This is a genomic window from Variovorax sp. OK605, assembly GCF_900115445.1.
Lineage (GTDB): Bacteria > Pseudomonadota > Gammaproteobacteria > Burkholderiales > Burkholderiaceae_C > Variovorax.
Genome location: NZ_FOWL01000012.1, coordinates 163,149 through 187,581 on the forward strand (window position 1 = coordinate 163,149; position 24,433 = coordinate 187,581).

Below are 24,433 nucleotides of genomic sequence, written 5' to 3' on the forward strand. Positions count from 1 at the left end.
ACTTTCCCTGTCGAGCGAGCAGGTCTAGGCCCATTGAAAAGCCAGGTTCACCGAACCTACTGTGCGCAGAGTCGCCCGGCCGCGACGAACATTGTTTATGGCTGGAGCAACGCTCAGCGTCGTGACCGCGAACGGTTTAGCGGTCGGTCAGAGAAGACGGCAAGCCGGACGCAAGTCGACTGCCAGAAAGCTGGCCCGCCTGCCAAGAGGAGTTAGTGGAGGGGGGCGTCGATCCCGATGAGGCAGGAAGAGCTCCATGATGGTGATCCCGTTGCCTTGAGTCCAGTCATCTCGTCCTGAGCCGGTGAATGCGTCATTGCAACTGCCATCTGGCGTGGGCGTCCCTATTGACAGCGCCGGGTGGCCACAGTGTTACCGGCAATGATATTCGGCGGACTCGATCCGAACGCGGCATACCAAGATGCCCAGGATCTCGTTGCTGCTTCGATGGGGTTGATGTTGTCTGCATGGGCACGAAAGTCGCTCTTCATACCTGACAATGACGGCAGAAATCGATTGCTAGCCTGGTTTGAATCGACTAACTCGGGCCGCAGCTATCTGAACATCCGAAGCGCCTCTCGCGCAAAACCAACCACCGCGATCGAGATCCTCCCAGCGGATCGCTCACAACGAAGCTGCTGAGAGAAGCGAAGCAAGGAATCGAGTGCCTCTGCGTTGGCTACGCTATCCTCTCGCTCCCAACCGAAGAGCTACTGACATGGGTGCCAACAAGATCCGCTTTAACGATGTTCGCCTCCACCATCGCCGGACAGATGCAGCGACCTGACTGTCTGCAACGGAGGACACCTCCCGGCCATGCTTCAGCAAGGCGCGAAGCTACGCCCGGTTCTTGAGCGTCAGCACCGACAGCCCGGCGGCAATGAACGTCAGCCCAGCGCCGACGTTCATTCCCTTGATGACCCGAGGACGAGAAGACAACCAGCCTGCGAGCTTCGAGGCAAAGCTGCCCATCGCCGTGAAGATCAGCGCGGTGAGCACCGCGAAGATCGCACCATAGACCAGCATCTGGATTTGCACCGACCCTCTCGCCGCGTCCACGAACTGCGGCAGGAAGGCCAGCACGAACAGGCCAGGCTTGGGGTTCAACACGTTGGACATCACGCCTGTAAGGAACACGCGGCTCAGCGACAACTTCGCGGTGGGTGCGAACGAGATCAGGTTGCCCGATGCCAGCGCCTTGTAGCCGAGCCACAGCAGGTAGAGCGCGCCGACGGCTTTCACCACCCAGAAGGCGCCTGGCGAATTCTGGATGATCAGCGACAGGCCCACCGTGGCGGCCAATGTATGGAACATGATGCCGAGCCCCGCGCCGATGGAAGTGAGCGCAGCGGCCGCGCGCCCCTGGCTCAGCCCGCGGCTGACCGCGAGAATGTTGTCCGGTCCCGGCGACACGACAACAAGCAGGCAGGCGGCGACGTAGGCAAGCATGGTGTTGATGGTGAACATGGACATCGTTTTAGCACTTGTTTGCGTGCAGCTTCAGAGGGAAAGCAAGATGGCCGAGCCGCGCCAAAGGCAAGCCGCGAAGGCTTTGCCAGTCACGCAAGCATCAAGAATGGGCCGAATCGGACGTACAGCTCGAGCCCTTGATTTTCCAAACAAGGCAAACGCGTTCAGCGCCTCAGAACTTTCACACGGCCATAAGTCAAGCACGCGCCTCCAGGACTTGAAGCATCTTGGCAAGCCCGTTATCTGTCGAACTGTAGGGATAGTCGAAGTACTCGATCTGCAGCCATTGCGCTTCCTGTCCCGGATGTACGTATTTCTCAAAGTCGTCCACCAGCAACACCTGGTGCGGAGGCACACCGGGGACAAACCGAAGGTCCTTTGTCTCCCCGTGCCAAGTGATGTATTCGACATCCGAAAACCAATCGGGTGCGACCCCTTCATCCACCAGCAAGCGCGCGATCGTTCTGAATCGATCTTCCTTGACGGTGGTGAACATGACGATGCGAGGAAAAATCTCGGCGCAACGAGTCAGGAAATCTGCCAGACCCGGGCGGGGAATTTGGCTCATCGCATTCGAGATCAAGGTTCCTTCGAGATCGAGGGCAAGAACGTAGTTGGTCATGAGCAGATATTGGTTTGGTTGGCGAAAGGCAGCCTGCGGCAGCGGATTCACACGTGCGCCCAACCGAACAACGCAAGGCAGCAGCCTGCGCGTCCAGGCAGTTCACTTCATGAACGTCTGAATGAAGGCCCGGTACAGGGCCAGCGCTTGCCTTCACACTGACTCGCAAGGGCCAGACACGCGTCTGGTTGGCCTGAATGCAGCCTGGCGCGGAAACGCGTTCTCACGAAGCAGCGAGGCAAGACCACCTTGCTCGATCGAACCTCTGGGTTCATTCAATGCGCGGTGACTGCGCTGGAGTGCCATCGACCCGGGCCTGCTGTTTGCACACCTCATCGACGCCATCGCGGCGACTGGCTTCCTCTGGCGGCATCGCGCCGCTGCTGAAGAAAAAGAGATCATTCTCTTTCCAGCATCAACGCTCGGCATCCCGCTCTCGGCAACTCAAGGTCGCATACCTGGCCGCGGGCAATGCAACCTTGACGCTCACGTCGCGAAGCGTCCGTTGAAGGTCGACCTTGTCGGTGAAGGTGCATTTGTTCTGGCGCGCAAAGGCCTCCAGGTTGTCTGTGCGGCCCTTCACTTTCACCGACACGCCCGCACCCGGACTGACGCAGCACCCCACATACTGGGCCATGTACTCTTCCTCGATGACCACCAACTCGTGGCCCATGAAGCCCGCGGGTTTGCGAAGCAGATAGTAGTCGGTGTAGTCGATGCGCTGAGTCGGCTTCTTGCCGATCAGCCCGGCATGCATGTAGGCCTGGATGGCCTTTCCGGATGTTCCGGTTCTTTGGGCAGAGCCGCTTTTCAGGCGCAACGCATTGGCGAGCCCGTCCTCCAGATTGCTGTCCTGCCCGGCCGAAACGTGCAGGGTGGTCAACGCAAAGAGGCCGAACACGAGAGCTCGCAGGCGGGACACTTTATGCATGGAAAGATCTCATTGGCTGGGTGAAAGGCGAAGTAGAAAGTCGGTTTCTGGCCGGCAACTTTAGCTGGCGTGCGCTGCGAAGCGGTCTCTCGATCTGTGCGAGAGTGGTCATGGACTCAAGCCAATGTGGGCCGCGGCTCACTTCCCAGTGCAACTTCCAGAGCCGCCCACAACCTCGGAGTTGTTCTTCGCGCGGCCCGTGCACTGGACCAAACGTCGCGATCGATATCTGCCCCTTGTCAGTCGCGCGTCTCGACATTCGCGTTGACCGAGCTCACCTCGTTGAAGGCACCGCACGGCTCAATCGTCCAACGCCTCTTCGAGATCCTGCGCCGCTCGTGCCTCGTGAGAAAGCCGCACCGTGAGCATGTTCACCGCATCGACCACCTCGTCGCGCTCCAGCGTGTAGAGAAAGCCGTGCTTGCCGTTCAGCCCGCCGACCACCGCGAGAAAGTCCGCGGCTGCCTGTGTAACGCGGGCGGTGTATGCCGCTTCGTCGGTTCGCGTTGCATCGGCCTCCCGCACCTGCCGCAACGCGGACACGAAGGCCGCGCGCGTCTTCTTGACCGCGGCAGCCGGAATGCCCTCTCGGCCATCCCAATGGCGCAGCGGGTTTTCCAGGTTCTCCGAAAGCCATTCGGGCGACCGCGGCTTGCGCACCGACAGCGCAACGCGCGGCGTTTTCTTGAACGCCTTGCGCACGCCGGCCGCAACCTCGGCAGGCACGCTGTCCAGGCTCAGGCTCGTCAGGGCCGGGAACGCGTCGGGCGCTGGAAAGTCTTCCGGGCCGTAGCCGAACAGGTCGCACAGCCACAGCGCCTCGAGCTTCGGCAATTCCGCCAGCGCCGCCAGTTCAGTCAACTCGCCAGGGGCGCCGAGCAGATGCAGGTACTCGATGTTGAGAAAGCTGTCGGCCACGTCACAGAGGTCGAGTTTGCTCACCGCGTCCAGGCGCAGCCCCCGCGCTTGGTCGAGTCCATGCAAGGGCGGCACCGCGCCATGGGCCTGCACCGAGATCCAGCGGCCGTTCTGCTCGGCCACGACGTGCGTGAGCGCGATCGCATCGGCGGTCTCTGCACTGGGCACGTCCACCAGCTCATCGACGGAGGCGCAGCTGTTGGTCCCGCTTTTGCCGTGCACGATCAGCATGCTGAGGCTTTGCGGAAGCACCAGCCGCTCGAGACCGCCGATGTCGATGACAAGCCGGTCGATATGCGTGCGCGAAAGGTCGATCTCGCGTTGCCCATGCCCGACAAGCGACAGCTCCGACACCAGCGAGGCCGACTCCAGGAACGGCACCAGGTCGTCGCGCCAGCGCTGCAGAAACACCTGGTACAGCGCGGGCCACGCGCACAGCGACGCCATGCGGAACTCGTCGGCGATGCGGTAGCCGCCGTCGTCGCGGAAGCTGCGTGCGGCGGCAAGACGCGTTTGCATGGGCTCGCCGCTGCGGGTGCACTCCAGGCCAGGAATCACGGCGGTCTGCGCGGTGTCGAGGCTTGCCTTGAACGCGGCGGTCAGCTCGGCGGGCAAGGTATTCCAACGGTGCTGCCGAGCGACGATGTCGTCGAAATTCCAGCCGCCATGGCTGTTGGACTCCGTGCTCCCGCGTACCGGCAGCGTGCCGATTGCACGGTACTTAGACGGCGCTGGCAGCGGCACGTTGTCGACGATCTCGCGTGGCTGCCAGAACATGAAGCTCTTCACGAGCCGCGGCACATCGGCCACGTCGTTCAGCGTCGGCATTGCTTCGCCGACCCAATCGAGCAGCGTCACGGTGACCTGGTCATTCGCGGCATTTTTTGCCACGACCTGGCAGGCACCAAAACGGCCGATGCGCTCGATCGGAAAGCCCAGCACATCGCCGGGCGACAGCACCTGCTGTGTCATGAATGTCGTACTCGATGGAGGTGGCGTGCTCGCGCCGGACCGACGAGTCTACAAGCCGGCTTCGTGAAAATGTCCGGGCTCTTGCCTGCGTGGGAAGGCTTGCGAGCTAAGCCGCTTTGCTGCTCAACGTGACACGGAAGAGCGTGTCCTTCCGGAATTCGTAGTGCCGTGTGTTGGCCCCGAAATCGCCTTTGATCCACCATTTTTCATCCGGGCTTTCTTTCAGCGAAATGCCCGCCTGCGTGAGTGCCTGCCTGGCCTCGTCGAAGGTTTCGAACAGGGGAATGGCCACCTCATCGCGCGCGACCGGCTCGAAGCCCTCGCTGGCTGCGATGTAGAGAAAAACGACGTCCAGCTTCTGCTCCTGGTCGAATCGAAACTGAAAGCCGGACTTGGGGGCTGCGGCCCAATACACGTCCTCGAGGTTCTCGTGCGTCCGGTCGAAGTCGTAGACGACTTGCATGTCCCGCAGTTCCAACAGCTCGATGACCTTGTCGTCTTTCAGCTGCAGCCCCAGCAGTGCCTCGAAATCGAAATTCGTCACTTCTTCGCGTCCTTGCTCTGGAAGAGGCCGATATAGGGCACGCCGTTGTACAGCCTTGCTGCGTTCTCGACGGGCTCGGTCGGATCCGCGTAGGCGAACATCGCGTTCGCAGTGTGGATGCGCTGGCTGGCACAGGCCGCGACGATCGCCTGCACGGACTCTTCCGATTCCAGCGTGCTCATCTCCACCAGCTCTCTGACGGCAACCGGTGCGTCCAGCCGAATGACGAGCAGCAGGTCTTCGTCGTAGAGAAAACGCATTCCCATGTCGACGCAGAAGCCGCAGCCGGTCAGATCGACATCGGAGTCCTCGATGTCCTCGACTTCGTGCGACCAGTAGTCGTCCGCAGCATCGAAGTAGGCGCCGAAATCCGCTTCGGACATCGTCGTCGTGCCGATCCAGAAATGCAGTGCCGAGAACGGTGCGGGGGGACTCGGCGGACCGTAGGTCTCGACCCAGTCGAACAGCGTGCCGGGCTTCAATCCGTGCCGTTTCTCCAGCTCGGGGAAACCTCCGGTCGGCGTGCGGTTGAGCGCTTCGTCCACCAGCTGGCGCTTGAAATCATCGGAATGGCGATCTTTGGTCATGTGTCCTCTTCCAATCACTGCGAGCCGGCGCACGCTGCGGCGCCAACGCTCGCAATCGGTTCCCGGGAATTTTGTTCGTGGCGATGATAGTCGTCGGACACAGCGCTCTGGCGTGCAGCTTCGGCAGGCATTCCCATGACTGCGAAGGTGAAGACACAACCGGCGCACAACCCATGCGATGCATCGCAACCCTTCCCTGCTTGGTGTGGCACACCTCGCGCCCGCCGGGCGTTACGTCGTGCAACCCGTGTGCCGTCACGTAACACGCCACCGCCATCCGCCGACACGGCGCTTAAAGACGAATTCGAAGGTGCTCGCTTTTCGGACGAATGAACCCTTTAGGGCTAGGCGCGCCGTGCCGTTGTGAAGGTTCACGCAACGGCACGCATGTTGCCGCTTGCAGGGGCATGAACATCACCTTCACGTCCGTCTGGAATGCCACGCTCGGCGCCTGGGTCGCCGCTTCTGAAATCACGCGTGCGCGTGGCAAGCGCAGCAGCGGCCGCGCCGCAACATCGGGTGCGCGCAACACGGCCGCCCTTGTTCTGACGGCGGGCCTGTGCGCGGTGGCGCCGCCTTCGTGGGCCGTCTGCCTCCCCGTGGGGGGCGTGGTGAACTGCGTCGGCCCGGCCAATCTCCTGTCACCTTCGTATTCTTCCGCGCTCGACAACCAGACCGTCAATGTCAACAGCGGGGCCACGGTCGGCGTGCTGTTGGGGGCGGGCGGCACCGCGATGTTCCTGTCTGGCGACAACGTGCGGCTCAACAATTCCGGAACGATCGACGTGGGGCTGATGGGGCCGCCGAGCGGCTCGAGCATCGGCGTGCAGATGGGCAGCGCCAGCGCGTCGAACCGCACGATCTTCAACGACGGCACCATCCGTGGCGGCCGCGGCCCGTTCGGCACCCCGCTGGGCGGTCTCGACGGCGTCGCGGTGGACATGCAGAACGCGGGCGCGAGCCAGATCACCAATGCAGGGCTGATCGATACCGGGCTGATCGCAGGTGCGCCTCCTGCCACCTCGTCCGCCGACGCGCCGGTGATCGCCGTCTACGGCAAGGGCGTGATCAGCTTCACCAACACCAGCACCGGCATCGTGGTCGGCCGCATCGGCTTCGACGGCGGCGCCGGCAACACCTTTGTCAATGCCGGCACGCTGCACGGGAGCCTGTCGATGGGCGGCGGGGTGAGCAACACCTTTGCCGCCGTCACCGGCTCGGTGGTGGACATGGGCGACAGCGCGGGTGCGCCGCAACTGGCCGTCGCCGGCATGGACCTGGCCTTTGCGCCGACCGGCTTCGTCGACGGCGGGGCCGCGGGCAACAACACGCTGCGCCTGCAGAACGCCGCCGACGGCGGCGACGCGACCGCTACCGGCACCGGCGCGCTGGCGATGGACAAGTACCTCAACTTCCAGCACGTCGCCGTGACCGGCGGCACCTGGGCACTGAGCGGCGCGGCCACCCCCGCCACCGCCGATTTCAAGTTCTCGGGCGGCCTGGCCCAGTTCAGCGCCGCCACGGCCTTCGGCGCGGCGAACCTGATCGGCGGCGGCGGCGCCATCGAGCCGACCGCGGACGGCATCGTGCTGACCAACGCGGTGAGCCTGCCGGGCAGGCTGACGGTGCGGGGCGCCCGCGACCTCACGCTGTCGGGCGTCATCGCCGGCGCCGCCCGCCTCATCCAGGACGGCACGGGCATCACGCGCGTGACCGGCGACAACCCCGGCCTCCAGGCGGCGGCGGTGGCGGGCGGCACGATGCTGGCCACGGGCAACGGCCTGGTCAACGCCTCCACGACGGTGGACGACACCAAGGGAAACAACGCCACGCTGCAACTGGCCTCCGGGGCGGTGACCGGCCATGTCATCGTCAACAACGGCGGGGTGCTGACCAACGCGGGCACCGTCGGCGTGCCCGGCATCGGCTACGGCGTGCAAGGCGCGGCGGGAACGGCCACCGTCAACAACAGCGGCACCGTCTACGGCCACCTGGCGATGCCCCTGGACACCGGAGGCACGGTCAACAACAGCGGCGGCAGCATCCTCGGCGTCGACCGCGGCATACAGACCCAGACGGCGACGAGCACGCTCAACAACACGCTGGGCGGATCGGTCCGGGCGTCCGGCTACGCCGCGGTCTTCTTCGCCGGGGGCACGGTCTTGAACAGCGGCGGCAGTTCCATCGTTTCGACCAACGACCTGGGGCTGGCAATCATCGGGAACGCGAACGTGACGAACACGGCCGGCTCGACGATTTCCGGCAGCATCGGCATCGTGGTGCAAGGCGGCACGTCGAACATCAGCAACGCCGGGCAGATCAACGGCGGCGTGAACCTGAACACCGGCAAGGCGAACCAGGTGACCTTGCACAGCGGCGGGCAGATTGCCGGCTACCTGAGCATCGGTTCCGTGCCCGGGTCCACGCTCACGCTGGACGGGACCGGCAGCCAGGCCTATTCGGACGCGGTCACGGGCGCAACCACCTTCGGCGGCGACCTGGTCAAGGCCGGCAGCGGCACCTGGACGATCGACAGGCCGCTGGCCCCGGTCACCGCCACCATCCATGCGGGCACGCTGGCCCTGGGCGCGGGTGGCAACCTGGCCCTGACCACGGCGGTCAACATCGCCGCGGCAGGCGCGAGCTTCGACATCGGTGCGGGCGGCGCACAGACCGTCGGCGACCTGCAAGGCGTGGCCGGCTCCGGCCTGGCGCTGGGCGCGAAGCGGTTGACCTTCGGCACGGCCAACGACACGGTGCTGGCCAGCACCGTCACAGGGTCGGGCACGTTGGTCAAGAACGGCACCGGCACGCTCGCACTCGACGGCAACAACAGCGGCTTCAGCGGCGGGCTCACGGCCAACGCGGGCCGCGTGGACGTCGCGGCGGCCAATGCGCTCGGCACGGGTGCGCTGACCATAGGCGGCAACGTGGCGCTGGGCACCCCGGGCGCGATGACGCTGGCCAACGACGTGACCCTGAACGCGGGCAGCCGGCTCTCGCTCGCCAACGCCTCGGCGCTCACGCTGGCCGGCGACGTGACCGGCGGCGGCGCACTGGTGAAGGACGGCGCGGGCGTGCTGTCGCTCATGGGCGCGGCCAGCAGCTTCCAGGGCGGCACCACGCTGAACGCCGGCACGCTGCGGCTGGGCAGCAACGTGGCGCTGGGCAGCGGCGCGCTCACGGTGGGCGGCGCGGCCACGCTCGACGGGAGCACGGCGCTCTCCCTGGCCAACGACATGGTGCTGAACGCCACGCTCACGCTGGCGTCCAACGAGGTGCTGGCGTTGGGCGGCAAGCTGACGGGCACGGGGCCGCTGGTGAAGAACGGCGCCAGCGCGCTGGTGCTGACGCAGGGCAGCCTCTACACCGGCGGCACCACCGTCAACAGCGGCACGCTGTCGGTCATGAACACGGCGGGCAGCGCCACGGGCGCCAGTGCCGTGCAGGTCAATTCGGGCGCGCAACTCACGGGCAGCGGCAGCATCGCCGGCCCGGTCGCCATCGCCGGCGGCGCGCGGCTGTCGGTGGGCAACGGCGTGAGCGCCATGCGCACCGGCGCGCTCACGCTGGCCGCGGGCTCGAACATCGATTTCGACCTGGGCCAGGCGGGCATGGCGGGCGGGCCGCTGAACGACCTGCTCAACGTCGACGGCAACCTGGTGCTGGGCGGTTCGGTCAATGTCACGCAGTCGGCGGGCGGGGTGTTCGGCGCGGGGCTGTACCGCCTCATCAACTACACCGGCACGCTGACCGACAACGGCATCGCCATCGGCACGGCGCCGGTGGCCGCGAGCAACCTGGTGCTGCAGACCAGCGTGGCGAACCAGGTGAACCTGATCAACACCTCGGGCCTCGTGCTGAACATGTGGGACGGCGGGAACAGCGCCAACTACAACGACAGCAAGGTCAGCGGCGGCAGCGGCACCTGGCGCGCCGGCACGCCCGCGGACGGCTGGACCGACGTGGCCGGCAGCGCCAACGCGCCCTGGGCGCAGGGCGGCTTCGCCGTCTTCGGCGGCACCGCCGGCACCGTCACCGTCGACAACAAGGGCGCGGGCGGCGCGGTGCGCATCGGCGGCGCGCAATTCGCAATCGACGGCTACACGGTGGCGGGCGGCCCGCTCACCATCACCACGGCCGGCACCAACCTGCGCGTGGGCGACGGCACCGCCGCCAGCGCGGGCATGACGGCCACCATCAGCTCGAAGATCACCGGCGCGGGCGGCATCGCGAAGGAAGACGGGGGCACGCTGGTGCTGGGCGGCGCCAACGACTACACGGGCGGAACCACGGTGCACGGCGGCGTGCTGCAGATCAGCGCCGACACCAACCTGGGCGCGGCCAGCGGCGGGCTCACGCTGGACGGCGGCGCGTTGCGCATCGCGGGCGCGGCGGGGCCGGTCACGTCGAACCGGGCGATCACGCTGGGCATTTCCGGCGGCATGCTGGACGTGGCGGGCAGCGTGTTCGGCGCGGTCGGCGGCATCACGGGGCCGGGTGCGCTCACGGTCACGGGCAAGGGCGGCACGCTGGCGGTGGCCACGCCCAACGACTACATCGGCGGCACCGTCCTGCAAGGCGGCGCCACCATTTCTGTGGGCACCGGCGGCACACTGGGCACGGGCCCGGTGCAGCAGCAAGGCAACGGCACCCGGCTGGTGTTCGCGAACGCGGCCGACGCGGGCGCCAACAGCTACACGGTCGGCCGCGCGGGCGGCACCGACGGCGGCAACCTTCTGGCGTTCGCTGGCGCTTCGACCGCAGGCACCGCGAAGCTCGCGGTCAACGGTGCGGGTTGGCAGGCGGCGGACGCAAACTCGCTGTCGTTCGGCGATACAAGCACCGCGGCCGGCGCCACTGTCGCCAACCTCGGCGGCAGTGTGAATTTTCTGCAAGGCAGCAGCGCGGGCAGCGCGACCATCGTCAACGGCGACAAGAGCCTGGTGGGTTTCACGAACGCGGCATCCGCGGGCAGCGCGAAGATCGACAACCTGAGCGGCGGCACCGTGTACTTCGCGGACACCGCGTCGGCCGCCAAGGCCACCATCGCCAATGCCCAGGGCGGCACGCTCGACGTGTCGGGCGTGACCGCCAAGGGCGGCTTCGAGGTGGGCGCGCTTTCCGGCGCGGGCGCCGTGGTGCTGGGCGCCACGCAACTCACGCTCGGGCGCGCGAACGGCAACGACGTGATTGCCGGCACCGTCGGCGACAAGGGCAGCCAGTTCGCCCAACCCGGCGCGGGCACCGGCGGCGCGATCGTCAAGGTCGGCAGCGGCACGCTCACGCTCTCGGGCGCCAACAGCTACACCGGCGGCACGGCGTTGCGGCAGGGGCGCCTGAACGTGGGCCACAGCCAGGCCCTGGGCACCGGCGCGCTGACGATGGACGACGACACCACGCTGGGCTTCAGCGCGGACCACGTGACCATCGCCAACGCGATCAGGCTCACAGGGCAGAACGACCCGGTCATCGACACCGGCGCCTTCGACGGCGCGCTGAGCGGCGGCATCAGCGGCGGCGGCTTCATCACCAAGCAGGGCACGGGCACGCTGACGCTGTCGGGTGCCAACACCTACACCGGGGCAACGAACGTGGCGCAGGGCACGTTGAAGGCCGGTGCCGTGAACACGCTGAGCGCGGCTTCGGCGCACAGCGTGGCTTCGGGTGCCACGCTCGACCTTGCGGGCCTGAGCCAGAGCGTGGCCTCGCTCGCCAACAGCGGCACGGTATCGCTGGCCGGTGCGACGGCGGGGGCCACGCTCACGGTGAACGGCAACTACGCCGGCAACAACGGCGTGCTGCGGCTCGGCACCGCGCTGAGCGGCACGGGTCCGTCGGACCGCCTGGTGATCAACGGCGGCACGGCCACCGGCAAGACGAGCGTGCAGGTCGCGAACCTCGGCGGCCTGGGCGCGCTCACTGTGGGCAACGGCATCGAGGTGATCAGCGCGCAGAGCGGCGCGACCACCACGGCGCAAACGACGAAAGACGCGTTCGCGCTTGCAGGCGGCCACGTCGATGCCGGCGCGTACGAGTACCGGCTGTACGCGGCCGATGCCAGCGGCGCTGGCGAGAACTGGTTCCTGCGCTCGAGCACCAACGCGGCCACGCCGCCCGGGGTGCCCGGGACGGCCGGCACCCCGGGCGTTCCGGTGGTCACTTATCGCGCGGAGGCTTCGCTGTACGCAGCGCTGCCGAGCCAGCTGCGCCAGGGCAGCCTTGCGATGCTGGGGGATGTGCGCAAGCGCGTGGGTGACGACGATGTCAAGGGCGGGGCGACCCTGCAGGCCGGGCCCGACCGTCGTGCCTGGGCGCGCGTGCTCTCGGCGGACATCGACATCCAGCAGGGCGGGGCCGTGTCGCCGAAGAGCAAGGGCCGCCTGACGGGCGTCCAGGCCGGCACCGACCTGCTCGCAACGCCTCACTGGCGCGCCGGCATCTACGTCGGCCAGCTCGACGGCGATGCGCGCGTCAGCGGCTTCGCCAGCGGCGTGCAGAACCTGGGCGTCGGCCGCAACGATCTTCGCAGCCAGTACGTGGGCGTGTACGGCACCTACACCGGCGACAGCGGCTTCTACGCCGACGCCGTGGTGCAGTCCGGCCGCCACCGCTACACGGTCGAGCCGCTCGCCAGCACGGGCATCGGCGGCAAGGGCAACAGCCTCTTGGGCTCCATCGAGGTGGGACAAGCCTTCGCGATCGGCGGCAGCGGGTGGACTGTCGAACCGCAGCTGCAGCTGATCCATCACCACATGGACTTGAACAATTCGGCCATCGCCGGCGCCATTGCGCAACCGCAAGCCGACAGCGGCTGGATCGCGCGGGCAGGTGTTCGCGTGAAGGGCCAGATCGACACCGGCATGGGCACGCTGCAGCCTTACGGCCGCTTCAATGTCTACAAGACTTCGAGCGGCACCGACATCGCGCGCTTCGCGAATGGCGCGACCACGACCGACATCGCGGCACCCACCGGCAGCACCAGCACCGAGCTGGCCGGCGGTTTCACGCTGGCCCTGAGCCAGTCGACCAGCCTCTACGGCGAAATCGGCAAGCTCTGGTCATCGGGTGGCGACGCCAAGGTCAAGAGCTCGATCAACGGCTCGCTCGGCGTTCGCGTGAAGTGGTGAAGCGGTGCAGCGGTGAAAGGCTGTCTACAGCCCGGCACACGAAGGCGTCAGGACTGTCGACGCGCGGTGTTCGAACCGCCTGTGACCGCTGGCTCGACGTCGACGCGAAAGATGCACGTGTAAGGCGGAAAGACGTTGCTGCGCTGCTTCGAGCACCGTCGGGACAACCGATGCACAGCGCTTGCGGCTCCAGTGATGCGGCAGCCGGCTTCGCTTCGGCCAGATACCTGCGCTTGTCGTGTGCGGTGGCCTGAGATCCCGCGGCCTCTGCAATTTCCTGCGTGGCTTGCTGCTTGAGCTGCGATCAGGCCGGCCGCTGCCTCAAGACCGTTTCTCCGGTCCGAGGATCCGTCAAGGTGACGTTCTCGAGCGCCTTGATGCGCCACTCGCCACTCTGGCGCGTCAGTACCGCAAGGATCAACGTGTCGACCGCGTGCGGACCTGCCGGGTGAGCCGCACCGGCCGTGAGGCGGCTCCAGAAGTGCGTGACTGCGGCGTCGTCGTCGATGGCGGTCACGTCGATCAGCTCGTTCTCTAGCGTGGAGTCGCTGTAGATGGTCGAGTGGATAGGGGCATGCAGGGCGACGATGGCGTCGACGCCGCGCACGTAGTGCCCGAACCGGTTCACGAATGTCGCGTCGTCATGGAACAGGGCACCAAGGGACGCCATGTCGTGGCTGTTCCAGGCGGTCTGAAACGCCTGGGGAACGTCTTCGGGTCGTCTCATCCGGATCCTCCGAACATGTGAAGCAACGATGCAATTCAGCGCTTGCGCGATCGGCTTCCTTGCGCGTACCTCCAGAGTACCTTCGAGAGCGCTTCAGGGGCAAGCCGACACCTCGGACAAGCCCCCGCCCCTTCAGACGCTCGTACCGGCCACGATCGCAATGCCCCGGATCTGCCCCGCCGCCGCAGCAGCGGTGGCCGGCTTCGCATAGCGCAACGGCGCGAAGCGGTGCAGCAACTCGGCCTCGCGAATGCGCGCCGATTCCAGGTTCGCAAGCTTCACGTGCCCGAAGCCGCGCACCGACATCGGCAGGGCCGCCACGCGCGCGGCGGTCGACTGGTTGTCGACCGTCAGCTCGCCCGACATGCCCTGCAGCAGGCCTTCGAAATGCGAGATCAGTTCGCGCTCGGTGCGCCGCTCCTCGGTGTGGCCGAACAGGTCGAACGCCGTGCCGCGCAACCGCTTGCCGTGCGCCAGCCACTTCATCGCCGGCAGCATCCACGCGCCCAGGCGCACCTTGGCGGGCGCCTGCCCATTCGCGGGGCGCGAAATCAGCGGCGGTGCCATGTGGAACTCGAGCTTCAGGTCGCCTTCGAACTGGTCCTTGAGCTTCTGCAGGAACGCACCGTCGGTGTACAGGCGCGCCACCTCGTACTCGTCCTTGTAGCTCATGAGCTTCAGCAGGCTGCGCGCCGCGTTGCGTGTGAAGGGCAGGCTCGCATCGCCGCCCGGCACTGCGGACTCGACCGCCTGCAGCGCGCGAATGCGGGTTTCGAAGCGCGTCGCCCACGCCGCGTTCTGGTAGCCGGTGAGGTGAAGGCGAGCATCGGCCATCAGCGTTTCCAGCGGACGATCGTCGGCCTGCTGCGACGGCGCCGCGGCCGGCGCGGCGCGCAACTGGTCGAGCGCCGCGGCATCGCCGGCGGCCAGGCGGCCCAGCGAGAAGGCCGACTGGTTGGCCGCCACGGCCACGCCGTTGAGTTCGATCGCGTGCATCAGCGCCTCCAGGCTCAGGGGCACCAGGCCGCGCTGCCATGCATAGCCGGTGGCCACGATGTTCGAGGCCAGCGTGTCGCCCAGGAACTCCTCGGCCAGGCTCTGCGCGTCGAAGGTCTCGACCTGTTCCTCGCCGGCGACGAAGCGCATCTTCTCCAGCAGCAGGTCGACGTGCAGGTCGGCATCGGGGTTGCGCAGCGACTCGGCCACGGGAATCTCGTGCACGTTGGCCAGCACGCGCGTGCGGCCGTGGCGCACCGTCTGCAGCGCGTCGGGCGAGGCGCCCACCACCACGTCGCAGGCCAGGATGGCGTCGGCCTGCTGGGTGTCGATGCGCACCTGGTTCAGCCGCTCGGGCGCATCGGCCAGGCGCACGAAGCTCAGCACCGAGCCGCCCTTCTGCGCGAAGCCCATGAAGTCGAGCACGCTGGCCGACTTGCCTTCGAGGTGCGCGGCCATCGCAATGACGGCGCCCACCGTCACCACGCCGGTGCCGCCCACACCGGTCACCAGCAGGTCGTACGGGGCGGTCCAGGCATGCGCCGCGGGGTGCGGCAGTGCGGCCACGCGGTGCAGGAAGGCGTCGCGCCCGGCCGCCAGCGCGCCGCTCTTGCGGCGCAGCTTGCCGCCGGTGACGCCCACGAAGCTGGGGCAGAAGCCCTTGGCGCAGGAGTAGTCCTTGTTGCAGCTGGTCTGGTCGATCTTGCGCTTGCGGCCCATGGGCGTTTCCTGCGGCAGCACGGCCACGCAGTTGCTCTGCACGGTGCAGTCGCCGCAGCCTTCGCACACGGCTTCGTTGATGTACAGGCGCTTGGGCGGGTCGGCCAGCTCGCCCTTCTTGCGGCGGCGGCGTTTCTCGGCGGCGCAGGTCTGTTCGTAGATGAGCACGGTCACGCCGGCCATCTCGCGCAGGCGGCGCTGCACGTCGTCGAGCGCGGCGCGGTCGTGGAACTCGGTGCCTTGCGGAAAGCGGTTCCTGATGGCGTCGTACTTGCCGATGGCGTCGCTCACCACCACCACCTTGGTGACGCCTTCGGATTCCACCTGGCGCGCAATGGCGTCCACGCTGATGACGCCGTCCACCGGCTGGCCGCCGGTCATGGCAACCGCGTCGTTGAACAGGATCTTGTAGGTCAGCGTGGCCTTGGCCGCCACGGCCTGGCGGATGGCGAGGTAGCCCGAGTGGTAGTAGGTGCCGTCGCCCAGGTTCTGGAACACGTGCGGCGTCTTGGTGAACATGGCGTGCGAGATCCAGTCGACGCCCTCGCCGCCCATCTGGATCAGGCCCGCGGTGCTGCGGTCCATCCAGTTGGCCATGAAGTGGCAGCCGATGCCGGCGCGCGCGGTCGAGCCTTCGGGCACCTTGGTGCTGGTGTTGTGCGGGCAGCCGGCGCAGAAGTACGGCAGGCGCTTGACGGCGTCGCTCGCGTTGCCCAGCAGCTCGGGCGGCGTGAAGTCGCGCACATGCTGCAGGTGGTCGCCCAGGTCGCGGTTGTCGGGGAAGTGCACGGCCAGCCAGTGCGCCACCAGCTCGATGAGGCGCGAGGGGCGCAGCTCGCCCAGCGCCGACACCAGCGGCTGGCCCTCGCGGTCGTGCTTGCCCACGAGCACGGGGCGTGCGTCGGCGGGGGCGTTGTAGAAGATGTCGCGCAGCTGCGACTCGACCACCGCGCCCTTCTCCTCGACGATGAGGATTTCTTCGAGCCCCTGCGCAAAGGCCTTGAGGCGCGTCTGCTCCAGCGGAAAGCTCAGGCCCACCTTGTACAGGCGCACACCGGCGCGCGCGAGCTGCTCGGGCGAGAGCTCGAGCCGGCGCAGCACTTCCATCAGGTCGTGGTGCGCCTTGCCGCAGGTGACGATGCCCACCCTGGCGTGCGAGCTCACGATGACGTGGCGGTCGATGCTGTTGCGCTGGGTGAAGGCGGCCACGGCCGCGAGCTTGTCCTCCAGCCGCGACTCGATGCGCAGCGACGGCAGGTCGGGCCAGCGGTAGTGCAGGCCGTCGGGCGGCGCGCGGTGGCCGGTGGCCGCGCGCACGGCGTCGGCGTCTTCCCAGGCCGCGACGCGCGCGTTGACGGCGTCCAGGTCCACGGTGCCCGCGCTCTCCACGATTTCGGACAGCGCCGCCATGCCGACCCAGGCGCCCGAGTAGCGCGACAGCTCGTAGCCGTACAGGCCGAACTCCAGGTACTCGGCCACGCTGGCCGGCTGCATCACGGGCATGCGCCAGGCCATGAAGGCGTGGTCGCTCTGGTGCGGCATCGACGACGACACGCAGCCGTGGTCGTCGCCCGCCACCACCAGCACGCCGCCGCGCGGCGACGAGCCGTAGGCGTTGCCGTGCTTGAGCGCGTCGCCCGCGCGGTCCACGCCGGGGCCCTTGCCGTACCACATGGCGTACACGCCGTCGACGGTGCGCTCGGGGTCCGACTCCACGCGCTGCGTGCCCAGCACCTGCGTGGCGGCCAGTTCCTCGTTCACGGCCGGCACGAAGCGGATGCCGGTCTTCTTGAAGCGCTCGCCGGCCTTCCAGATCGCCTGGTCGACCATGCCCAGCGGCGAGCCGCGGTAGCCGCTGACGAAGCCCTGCGTGTGCAGGCCGCGCGCCGCGTCGCGCTGGCCCTGCATCGCGAGGATGCGGATCAGCGCCTGCGTGCCGGTGAGGAAGACCGAGCCGGCGTCGGCCCAGAGGTTGTCGGAAAGCTGGTAGTCGGGCCGTCTGAGTGCGGCCGTGGGAAGTGGGGCGTTCATGCCCCGAATTGTTCTGCCCTACCCCGAGGAAGTGTTTCTTCAATACACTGGCGCAGACCCTTGTTTGAAGAATAATCCTCTCGGAAACCGCGATGAATGTTGGTTCTGTTTCTCTTGACGAGCATTGCCTCAAGATTCTTTCTGCGCTGCAGCATGACGGCCGCCAGACGGTGCAGCAGATTTCCGAGGCCGTGGGGCTCTCGCCCACGCCCTGCTGGAAACGCATCAAGGACATGGAAGCCGCCGGCGTGATCCGCGGCTACACCACCCTGGTCGACCCCGAGCTGGTGGGCCTGCACGTGTCGGCCGTGGCCGAGGTGAACCTCGACCGGCACAGCGAGGAGATGGTGCAGCGCTTCGAGCAGGCGGTGGCCGCGAGCCCGCAGATCATCCGCTGCGTGTCGGCCACCGGGCCGGCCGACTACATCCTGAACGTGACCGTGCCCGACATGAAGCACTACGAGCGCTTTCTGCACGAGGTGCTGTTCAGCCTGCCGGGCGTGACGCACGTGCGCTCGAGCATCGTGCTGCGCGAGATCAAGTCGGAAACCGCGCTGCCGCTGGGGCACCTGCTGGCGGCGAAGGCGGGCGTGGCCAGCCCGCGGCGGGGCTGACCGGGCACGGGCCGCTGCCCGTTCCCCAACGCCCGCTCCGCGCCAAGCGGCGCGCGGGTCAGGTCATCGCGCGATCGCGCCCGCTCTCCTTGGCCTTGTAGAGCGCAAGGTCGGCCGCTTCCACCAGTTGCCGCTCCCCTTCCTGCGCCCGTGCGCCTTGCAGGCTCGCGGCGCCGACGGTGGAGGTGACGCGCCCATGGGGGCTGGCGCGGTGCGGGATGTTCAGGGCGCGGATGCGCTCGAGCAGCAGATCGGCGACGCTGCGGGCGCCCTGCAGGTCGGTGTTGGGCAGGATCACTGCCAGTTCCTCGCCGCCATAGCGCGCCACCAGGTCGCCCGGGCGTTTGACGCCGTTGCTCAGTACCGCTGAAACCGCCTTCAGGCACTGGTCGCCGGCCACGTGCCCGTAGGTGTCGTTGAAGCGCTTGAAGTAGTCCAGGTCGAACAGCAGCAGGGAAACGGCCGTGCCCTCGCGCGCGGCGCGGCGGCATTCCAGCGTCAGCGCCTCGTCGAAGCTGCGGCGGTTGGCCAGTCCGGTGAGCTGGTCTTCGGCCGCAAGCAGCTCGAGCCGCCGGTTGGCCTTCAGCAGATCCTCGCGCGCGGCCAGCAACGAAGCCTCGGCGCTGATGCGGCGCTTGATGTTCACGACCAGCCGCCGCCCCCCGGCCGCCATGGCCGCCAGCAGGGCCGCCACCACGCCCAGTGTCAGCAGCGCCTGGTGCCGCCATGCCAGCAGCGCGTCGTCCCTGCCGAGCGCCACGGTGGTCACCACCGGATAGTGATCGCTCTTGCGAAAGGCGTAGAGCCGCTGCATGCCGTCGAGCGTGGAGCGAAACGACGCCGTGCCCGACGCCGTATCGGCGTAGTGGCGCAGGAAGTTGGGCGACCTGGAGAAGTCGCGGCCCACGTCCTGCTCTCGGTAGGGGTAGCGCACCAGCAGCTGCCCGCCGGTGGTGGCCAGGCTGATGGCGCCGCTGCTGCCGATGTCGATCGCGCCGAACGGGCGCAGGAAGTTCTCGATGCCCAGCGCCGCGACGACCACGCCGGCAAACTTGCCGCTGCGGTCCTCCATGCGCCGGCTGACCGTGATGACCCACGCACCGGCGGACGGGCTTCGCACCGGCGATCCGATGAAGACCTCCCGCGACGGGTTGTCGCGATGGTGAACGAAGTAGGCGGCGCGCTCGGCGCTGCCGGCCACCGCCAGCAGGTTCGCGGTGGACTGCATCACCCAATCGCCGCGGGCGTCGACGATGCACAGGCCGTCGAGCTGGTTCAGCAACTGCTCCTGGCGCCCGACCAGCAACTGCACGCGCCGCAGGTTCTGCGGGCCGGCGCCCTCGGTCTCCAGCCGTTCGGACACCCCCAGCAGCAGCATGGCGCTCTGCGAGAAGATGCCCTCGGCATAGGTGTTCAGCGCTTTTGCCAGGTTGAGGTTGTTGGTGTCGATCTCGGCCAGCGTGCGTTTGCGCGCCGACCAGACCTGCCACGCGGTGGCGGCCGACACCGAGATCACGACCGCCCACAGCAAGAACGTGGCAAGGCGAACGTCGCGCTTCACTGGGGCGACCCCTCGAACGAACTTGCTTTCATGCTTCCCTGAGACACCCATCCCGCGCCGCACGGCCCCATGCCGCGCCGACCTCGCGCTGCGCATCGCCGCGCAGACCAGCCCCGGACTCTATCCGACCAGCGAGGCAGCGGGACGACGGGCTGCAGGGCTACGCCGGCTGGTCCGCCAGCAGGCCCAGCGCGGCGGCGGCTTCGCGCGCGAGCACCATTGCGTCTTCGGGCGACCCCGCCACCCCGTAGACATAGTTGTCGGGCCGCACCAGCGCATGCGTGCAGGCATGGCGCGCGAACCAGTTCGCGGCCACGCCCTCGGCCTCGCGCCGCGCGCCCAGGTCGACGGTGCGCAGGCCGGGCAGCAGGCCGTCGTCAAGACCTTCCGGCAAGCGGGCCCCCTCGGCCAGCACCAGCCGCCAGCCGTGGCCGGCCACGTCGTCCATGCGGCGGCGCCCGCCGTCCGCCTCGAGCCAGGGCTGCGGAAAGAGACTGCCGCGCGCCGCATGCGCCTGCCGCGACAGCAGCCCCGCCGTCAGCCCCGGCAGGATGTCCTGGCGCGGCGTGTCCTTCACCTGCCCGCCGGCCTCGGCCAGCAGCCGGGCGTCGCGCGCGCGGGCCTTCACCGGGTCGCGCTCGCAGATCACCGCGCCCACGCCCTTGATGCGGCTCGTGAGTTCGCGCACATGCGCCTTGCGCTCGGCGCCGTAGCTGTCCAGCAGCGCCTGCGCGGCCGGCCCGACCACGTCGCCGCGCAGCGCGGCGCCCAGCTTCCACGACAGGTTGGCCACGTCGCGCACGCCCTGGCACATGCCCTGGCCCAGGAACGGCGGCTGCATGTGGGCCGCGTCGCCCGCAAGGAACACGCGCCCCTTGCGCCAGTCGGTGGCCACCAGCGCATGGAAGCGGTAGCTCGACTGGCGCCACAGCTCGCCGTCTTCCGGCGCGAGCCAGCGCGAGAGCAGCGCCCAGGTGCGCTCGGGCGTGGCCGCCGCCACCGGGTCTTCGCCGGGGTTGAGCGAGATTTCCCAGCGCCGGTGGTTGCCGGGCCCGATCACCATCGTGCAGGGCCGCTCGGGTTCGCAGTACTGCACGCTCACCTGGGGCAGCTTGGCCAGGCCGCGCTCGTTCACGCGCACGTCGACCACCAGCCAGGGCTCGTCGAAGTCGAGGTCTTCCAGCGGCATGCCCAGTTGCGTGCGCACGGTGCTGGAGCCGCCGTCGCAGGCGATGGCATAACGCGCGCGCACCTGCTGCGCGGCGCCGCCGGCGCCGGTGATGTCCAGCGAGACACCCTGCGCGTCCTGCGCCACGCCGCGCAGCTCGGCGCCGAGCTCCACCGTCACGTTCGCCAACTGCGCCACGCGCGCGCGCAGCGCGCGCTCCACCGGCGGCTGCGTGAACACCATCGAGGGCACATGGCCTTGCGGGTACGGCGGCGCCACCATGGTCATGCGCCGCACCAGCTGGCCGTCCACGCCGAAGTATTCCGACGGCGTGAAGGGCTCACAGAAGGGCGCGACGGCTTCCGCCACGCCGAGCTGCTGGAACACCCGCATGATCTCGTGGTCGAGCGCAATGGCGCGCGGAATCTGGTGCACGTCGTGCAGCCGTTCGCTCACGTGCACGCTCAGGCCCTGCTGCCCCAGCAGCGCCGCGGCGACCTGGCCCGCGGGGCCGTAGCCGACGATCGCGACGTCGTAGACCGGCCCGCTCATCGCGCCTCGTTCACGATCGCGTTGGCCAGCGTGCCGATGCGCTCGATCTCCACCTCGTAGGTGTCGCCGGCCTTCATCCACACCGGCGGCGTGCGCGCCTGGCCCACGCCGGCGGGCGTGCCCATGACGATCACGTCGCCCGGCTCCAGCGTGAGCACGTCGGCCAGCAGCGCGATGGTCTCGGCCACGTTGAAGATCATGTCGCTGGTGTTCGCGTCCTGCATCACCTGGCCGTTCAGGCGGCCCTGGATCTTCAGGCCCGCCGCGCCCGGCGGCAGTTCGTCGGCCGTCACCAGCAGCGGGCCGAAGGCGCCGGTGCCGTCGAAGTTCTTGCCGATGGTCCATTGCGGCGTGCGCTTCTGGTAGTCGCGCACGCTCATGTCGTTGAAACAGCTGTAGCCGAACACGTAGGCCAGCGCATCGGCCTCCCGGGTGTGGCGCGGCACCTTGCGCCCGATGACCACGGCCAGCTCGGCCTCGTAGTCGAACCTGGCGGAGACCGAGGGCACGACGCCGTCGTCGCCATGCGCGATCAGCGAGGAGGCGCCGCGAAAGAAGAACCACGGGTAGTCGGGCTTCTCGCGGCCGCCTTCCTTGGCGTGGTCGAAGTAGTTCAGGCCCAGGCACACGGTCTTGCCGGGTTCGGGAACGAGCGGTGCGAGCGGCACGCCGGCCAGGGCTATGCGCCTGGCGGCGCTGTCGCCGAGCGCCGCGCGCGCGGCGGCGTGCAAATCAGTGCCGGCCTTGAGCGCGGCGCGCAGGTCGGCGGGCACCTTCGGCTGGGCGTCGTTCAGGTCGATCAGGTCGTTGCCGTCGACGACGGCCAGGCGCGGTGCGCCGTCGCGCAGGTAGGTGGTGAATTTCATGAGGGTGCTTCTTTCAGGGAAATCGGTGGGGGATCAATCGGGCGCGAACAGCACGCGGCGCTGCGCCTCCTTGAGGCCGGGGCCCGGCGGGGGCGAGATGCCCCATTGGTCGACGCGCCCGGGCGGCCACTTCCAGTCTTCGGGGCCGCGCGGGCGGTAGTGCGCGTCGACCTGCTCGACCTCGGCCGTGTACTCGATGACCACGCCGAACGGGTCGATGAAGTAGTTGAAGAGGTTGTTGCCCGGCCCATGGCGTCCGGGGCCCCACTGGATCGGAAAGCCCGCGTCCTTCATGCGGCCGCCGCCACGCATGACCGATTCGCAGTCGGGCATCAGGAACGCGATGTGGTTGAGCGCGTCGTTGTCGCTGATGCCCACCGCCAGCGTGTGGTGGTCGTGGTTGCAGTTCATGAAGGCGATGGCCACGGTGCGGTCGGCCAGCGTGAAGCCGAAGGCGCGGCCCAGGAAGGCCTGCGTCTCGTCGACCGCGTGGCTGTTGAGCACCACGTGCGTGAGGCGCAGCGGGCGGTCTTTCACCTCGGCGGCTTCGGCGCGTCGAAGGTCGCCATGCACCACCTGGAAGACGCGGCCGTGCGGGTCCTTGAGCGTGAGGCCCTGGCCGCCTGCGGGATCTTCGGTCAACGGCGCGATCGGCGCGATCGGCGACATCAAGCCGGCACCGGCTGCAACCGCCGCCTCGGCCACCGCCGCAAGCGCCTGCGCACTGCGCGCGCGCAGGCTCACATGGCGGATCTGCGGCACCGGCCCGCCCTGGTGCAGCGCGAGCAGGTAGGCGTCGCTGCCGCTGCCGCGCAGGTAGACGGCGCCGTCGCGGCGGTCGGCCACGTCGAGGTTCCAGACCTGCGTGTAGAAGCGTTCGGCCTGCGCGAGGTCGGGCATGTTCAGGGCCACGCTGCGCAGGCCCGCGATCCAGGGAGAGCTCATGGGGTGGGGCCTTTCATCGCTTGTTCCGTCCTTGCTGTCTGCGTTGGCTGCAGGCCGAGGAAGCGCTCGGCATTGCGGTGGACCAACTGCGCCGTGGTGTCGGCGTCGAAGCCCGCGGCCTCGATGCGCTCGACCGGCGTGCGGTCATGGAAGTTGAAAGGGTGGTCGGTGCCGATGAGCAGCTGCGTGCCGCCGAAGGTGGCGACCAGGTGGCGCAGCATGGGCGTGTCGAACACCAGCGTGTCGTAGAACAGGCGCTGCGCCTGGGCCTGCGGCGATTCATGGATGCCGTCGCGCAGCGCAGGGAACACGCCCCAGCCTTGCTGCAGCCGCGGCAGCAGCGAAGCCAGCGTGCCGCCGCCGTGGCTGAAGGCGATGCGCAGCCCGGGCCGGCGCACCAGCAGGTTGGTGGTGATGACAGAGGCCGCGGCCAGGCCCACGTCGCCCGGGTAGCCCAGCACCTGCTGCAGCGGCGCCGGCCCCACCAGCCGCTCCATGCCGGCCGGCCGGATCGCATGCACGAACACCGCGGCGCCCAGCGCCTCGCAGGCCTCGAAGAACGGGTCGAAGGCCGGCGCGCCGATGGGCACGCCGTTGATGTTGCTGCCCACCTCCACGCCCGCGAAGCCCAGCGTCTTCACCGCGTACTCGAGCTCTCGGATAGCCAGGTCGACGTCCTGCAGCGGCACGGCGCCCAAGCCCGCGATGCGCCCGCAGCTCTGCGCGGCCATGGCGGCGATCTGGTCGTTGAGGTAGCGCAGCAGCTGCTGCGCGCCGGCCGGCGCCATCCAGTACGACAGCAGCTCGGGCATGGGCGAGACCACCTGCAGCGCGAGCCCCATGCCGGGCAGGTCTTCGAGGCGGCGGGCCGTGTCCCAGCACCTGTCGGACACGGTGCGGTACACCTTGCCCGAGATCATCACGTGGCGGTGGCAGGGTTGCGCGGGCGCCATCGACGGCCAGTCGGCCGGCATGGTGCGGCCGATGCAGGCGGGAAAGTTCTCCGGAACGACGTGCGCGTGCACGTCGATGCCGCAGGTGCAGGACATGAGCGATGCCATCGTGCTCTGCGCCTTGCG

The 24,433-nt window shown here is 68.2% G+C and carries 15 protein-coding genes; 2 read left to right on the forward strand and 13 right to left on the reverse strand.

What is annotated here, in order from left to right:
* Positions 1–837 precede the first annotated feature (837 nt).
* The 6 genes from BM013_RS28360 to BM013_RS28385 form a co-directional block, all read right to left on the reverse strand.
* The gene (locus BM013_RS28360) at positions 838–1,473 is read right to left on the reverse strand and encodes a LysE family translocator (protein WP_256221726.1); all 636 of its coding nucleotides are present in this window, start codon (positions 1,471–1,473) and stop codon (positions 838–840) included.
* Between the two features lie 193 nt (positions 1,474–1,666).
* Positions 1,667–2,092: an NIF family HAD-type phosphatase gene (locus BM013_RS28365; protein WP_093131305.1), complete on the reverse strand. Its 426-nt coding sequence runs from the start codon at positions 2,090–2,092 to the stop codon at positions 1,667–1,669.
* A 415-nt stretch (positions 2,093–2,507) separates the two neighbouring features.
* The gene (locus BM013_RS28370; RefSeq protein WP_093131307.1) at positions 2,508–3,023 is read right to left on the reverse strand and encodes a hypothetical protein; all 516 of its coding nucleotides are present in this window, start codon (positions 3,021–3,023) and stop codon (positions 2,508–2,510) included.
* 300 nt (positions 3,024–3,323) lie between these two features.
* Positions 3,324–4,913, reverse strand: a complete 1,590-nt coding sequence (locus BM013_RS28375; protein ID WP_093131309.1) for a hypothetical protein — start codon at positions 4,911–4,913, stop codon at positions 3,324–3,326.
* A 106-nt stretch (positions 4,914–5,019) separates the two neighbouring features.
* Complete coding sequence (locus BM013_RS28380; protein WP_093131311.1) at positions 5,020–5,457, reverse strand: hypothetical protein; 438 nt, start codon at positions 5,455–5,457, stop codon at positions 5,020–5,022.
* Entirely contained in the window at positions 5,454–6,044 is a 591-nt protein-coding gene (locus BM013_RS28385) for an immunity 22 family protein (protein WP_093131313.1), read from the reverse strand. The genes BM013_RS28380 and BM013_RS28385 overlap by 4 nt, the downstream gene beginning before the upstream one ends.
* A 407-nt stretch (positions 6,045–6,451) precedes the next feature.
* Between BM013_RS28385 and BM013_RS28390 the strand changes: the two genes are divergently transcribed.
* Positions 6,452–13,174, forward strand: a complete 6,723-nt coding sequence (locus BM013_RS28390; protein WP_093131315.1) for an autotransporter outer membrane beta-barrel domain-containing protein — start codon at positions 6,452–6,454, stop codon at positions 13,172–13,174.
* Positions 13,175–13,478: 304 nt separating this feature from the next.
* Here the strand turns inward: BM013_RS28390 and BM013_RS28395 are convergent, their stop codons facing one another.
* Both BM013_RS28395 and BM013_RS28400 read right to left on the reverse strand, forming a co-directional pair.
* Positions 13,479–13,901, reverse strand: a complete 423-nt coding sequence (locus BM013_RS28395) for an SgcJ/EcaC family oxidoreductase (protein ID WP_093131317.1) — start codon at positions 13,899–13,901, stop codon at positions 13,479–13,481.
* Positions 13,902–14,033: 132 nt separating this feature from the next.
* Complete coding sequence (locus BM013_RS28400) at positions 14,034–17,648, reverse strand: indolepyruvate ferredoxin oxidoreductase family protein (protein WP_093131319.1); 3,615 nt, start codon at positions 17,646–17,648, stop codon at positions 14,034–14,036.
* Between the two features lie 92 nt (positions 17,649–17,740).
* Here BM013_RS28400 and BM013_RS28405 point away from each other — a divergent pair, with 92 nt between their 5' ends.
* Positions 17,741–18,262 carry an Lrp/AsnC family transcriptional regulator gene (locus BM013_RS28405; RefSeq protein ID WP_093131321.1) on the forward strand — a complete coding sequence of 174 codons (522 nt, stop codon included), beginning with the start codon at positions 17,741–17,743 and terminating at the stop codon, positions 18,260–18,262.
* Positions 18,263–18,320: 58 nt separating this feature from the next.
* Here BM013_RS28405 and BM013_RS28410 read toward each other — a convergent pair whose 3' ends face one another.
* The 5 genes from BM013_RS28410 to BM013_RS28430 form a co-directional block, all read right to left on the reverse strand.
* Positions 18,321–19,823: a GGDEF domain-containing protein gene (locus tag BM013_RS28410; RefSeq protein ID WP_371281049.1), complete on the reverse strand. Its 1,503-nt coding sequence runs from the start codon at positions 19,821–19,823 to the stop codon at positions 18,321–18,323.
* Positions 19,824–19,983: 160 nt separating this feature from the next.
* A complete protein-coding gene (locus BM013_RS28415) occupies positions 19,984–21,543 on the reverse strand; it encodes a bifunctional 3-(3-hydroxy-phenyl)propionate/3-hydroxycinnamic acid hydroxylase (protein ID WP_093131324.1) in 1,560 nt (519 codons plus the stop codon).
* Entirely contained in the window at positions 21,540–22,409 is an 870-nt protein-coding gene (locus tag BM013_RS28420; protein ID WP_093131326.1) for a fumarylacetoacetate hydrolase family protein, read from the reverse strand. The genes BM013_RS28415 and BM013_RS28420 overlap by 4 nt, the downstream gene beginning before the upstream one ends.
* Positions 22,410–22,442: 33 nt before the next feature.
* Positions 22,443–23,354 carry a VOC family protein gene (locus tag BM013_RS28425; RefSeq protein WP_093131328.1) on the reverse strand — a complete coding sequence of 304 codons (912 nt, stop codon included), beginning with the start codon at positions 23,352–23,354 and terminating at the stop codon, positions 22,443–22,445.
* Complete coding sequence (locus BM013_RS28430) at positions 23,351–24,415, reverse strand: amidohydrolase family protein (protein WP_093131330.1); 1,065 nt, start codon at positions 24,413–24,415, stop codon at positions 23,351–23,353. The genes BM013_RS28425 and BM013_RS28430 overlap by 4 nt, the downstream gene beginning before the upstream one ends.
* Positions 24,416–24,433 lie beyond the last annotated feature (18 nt).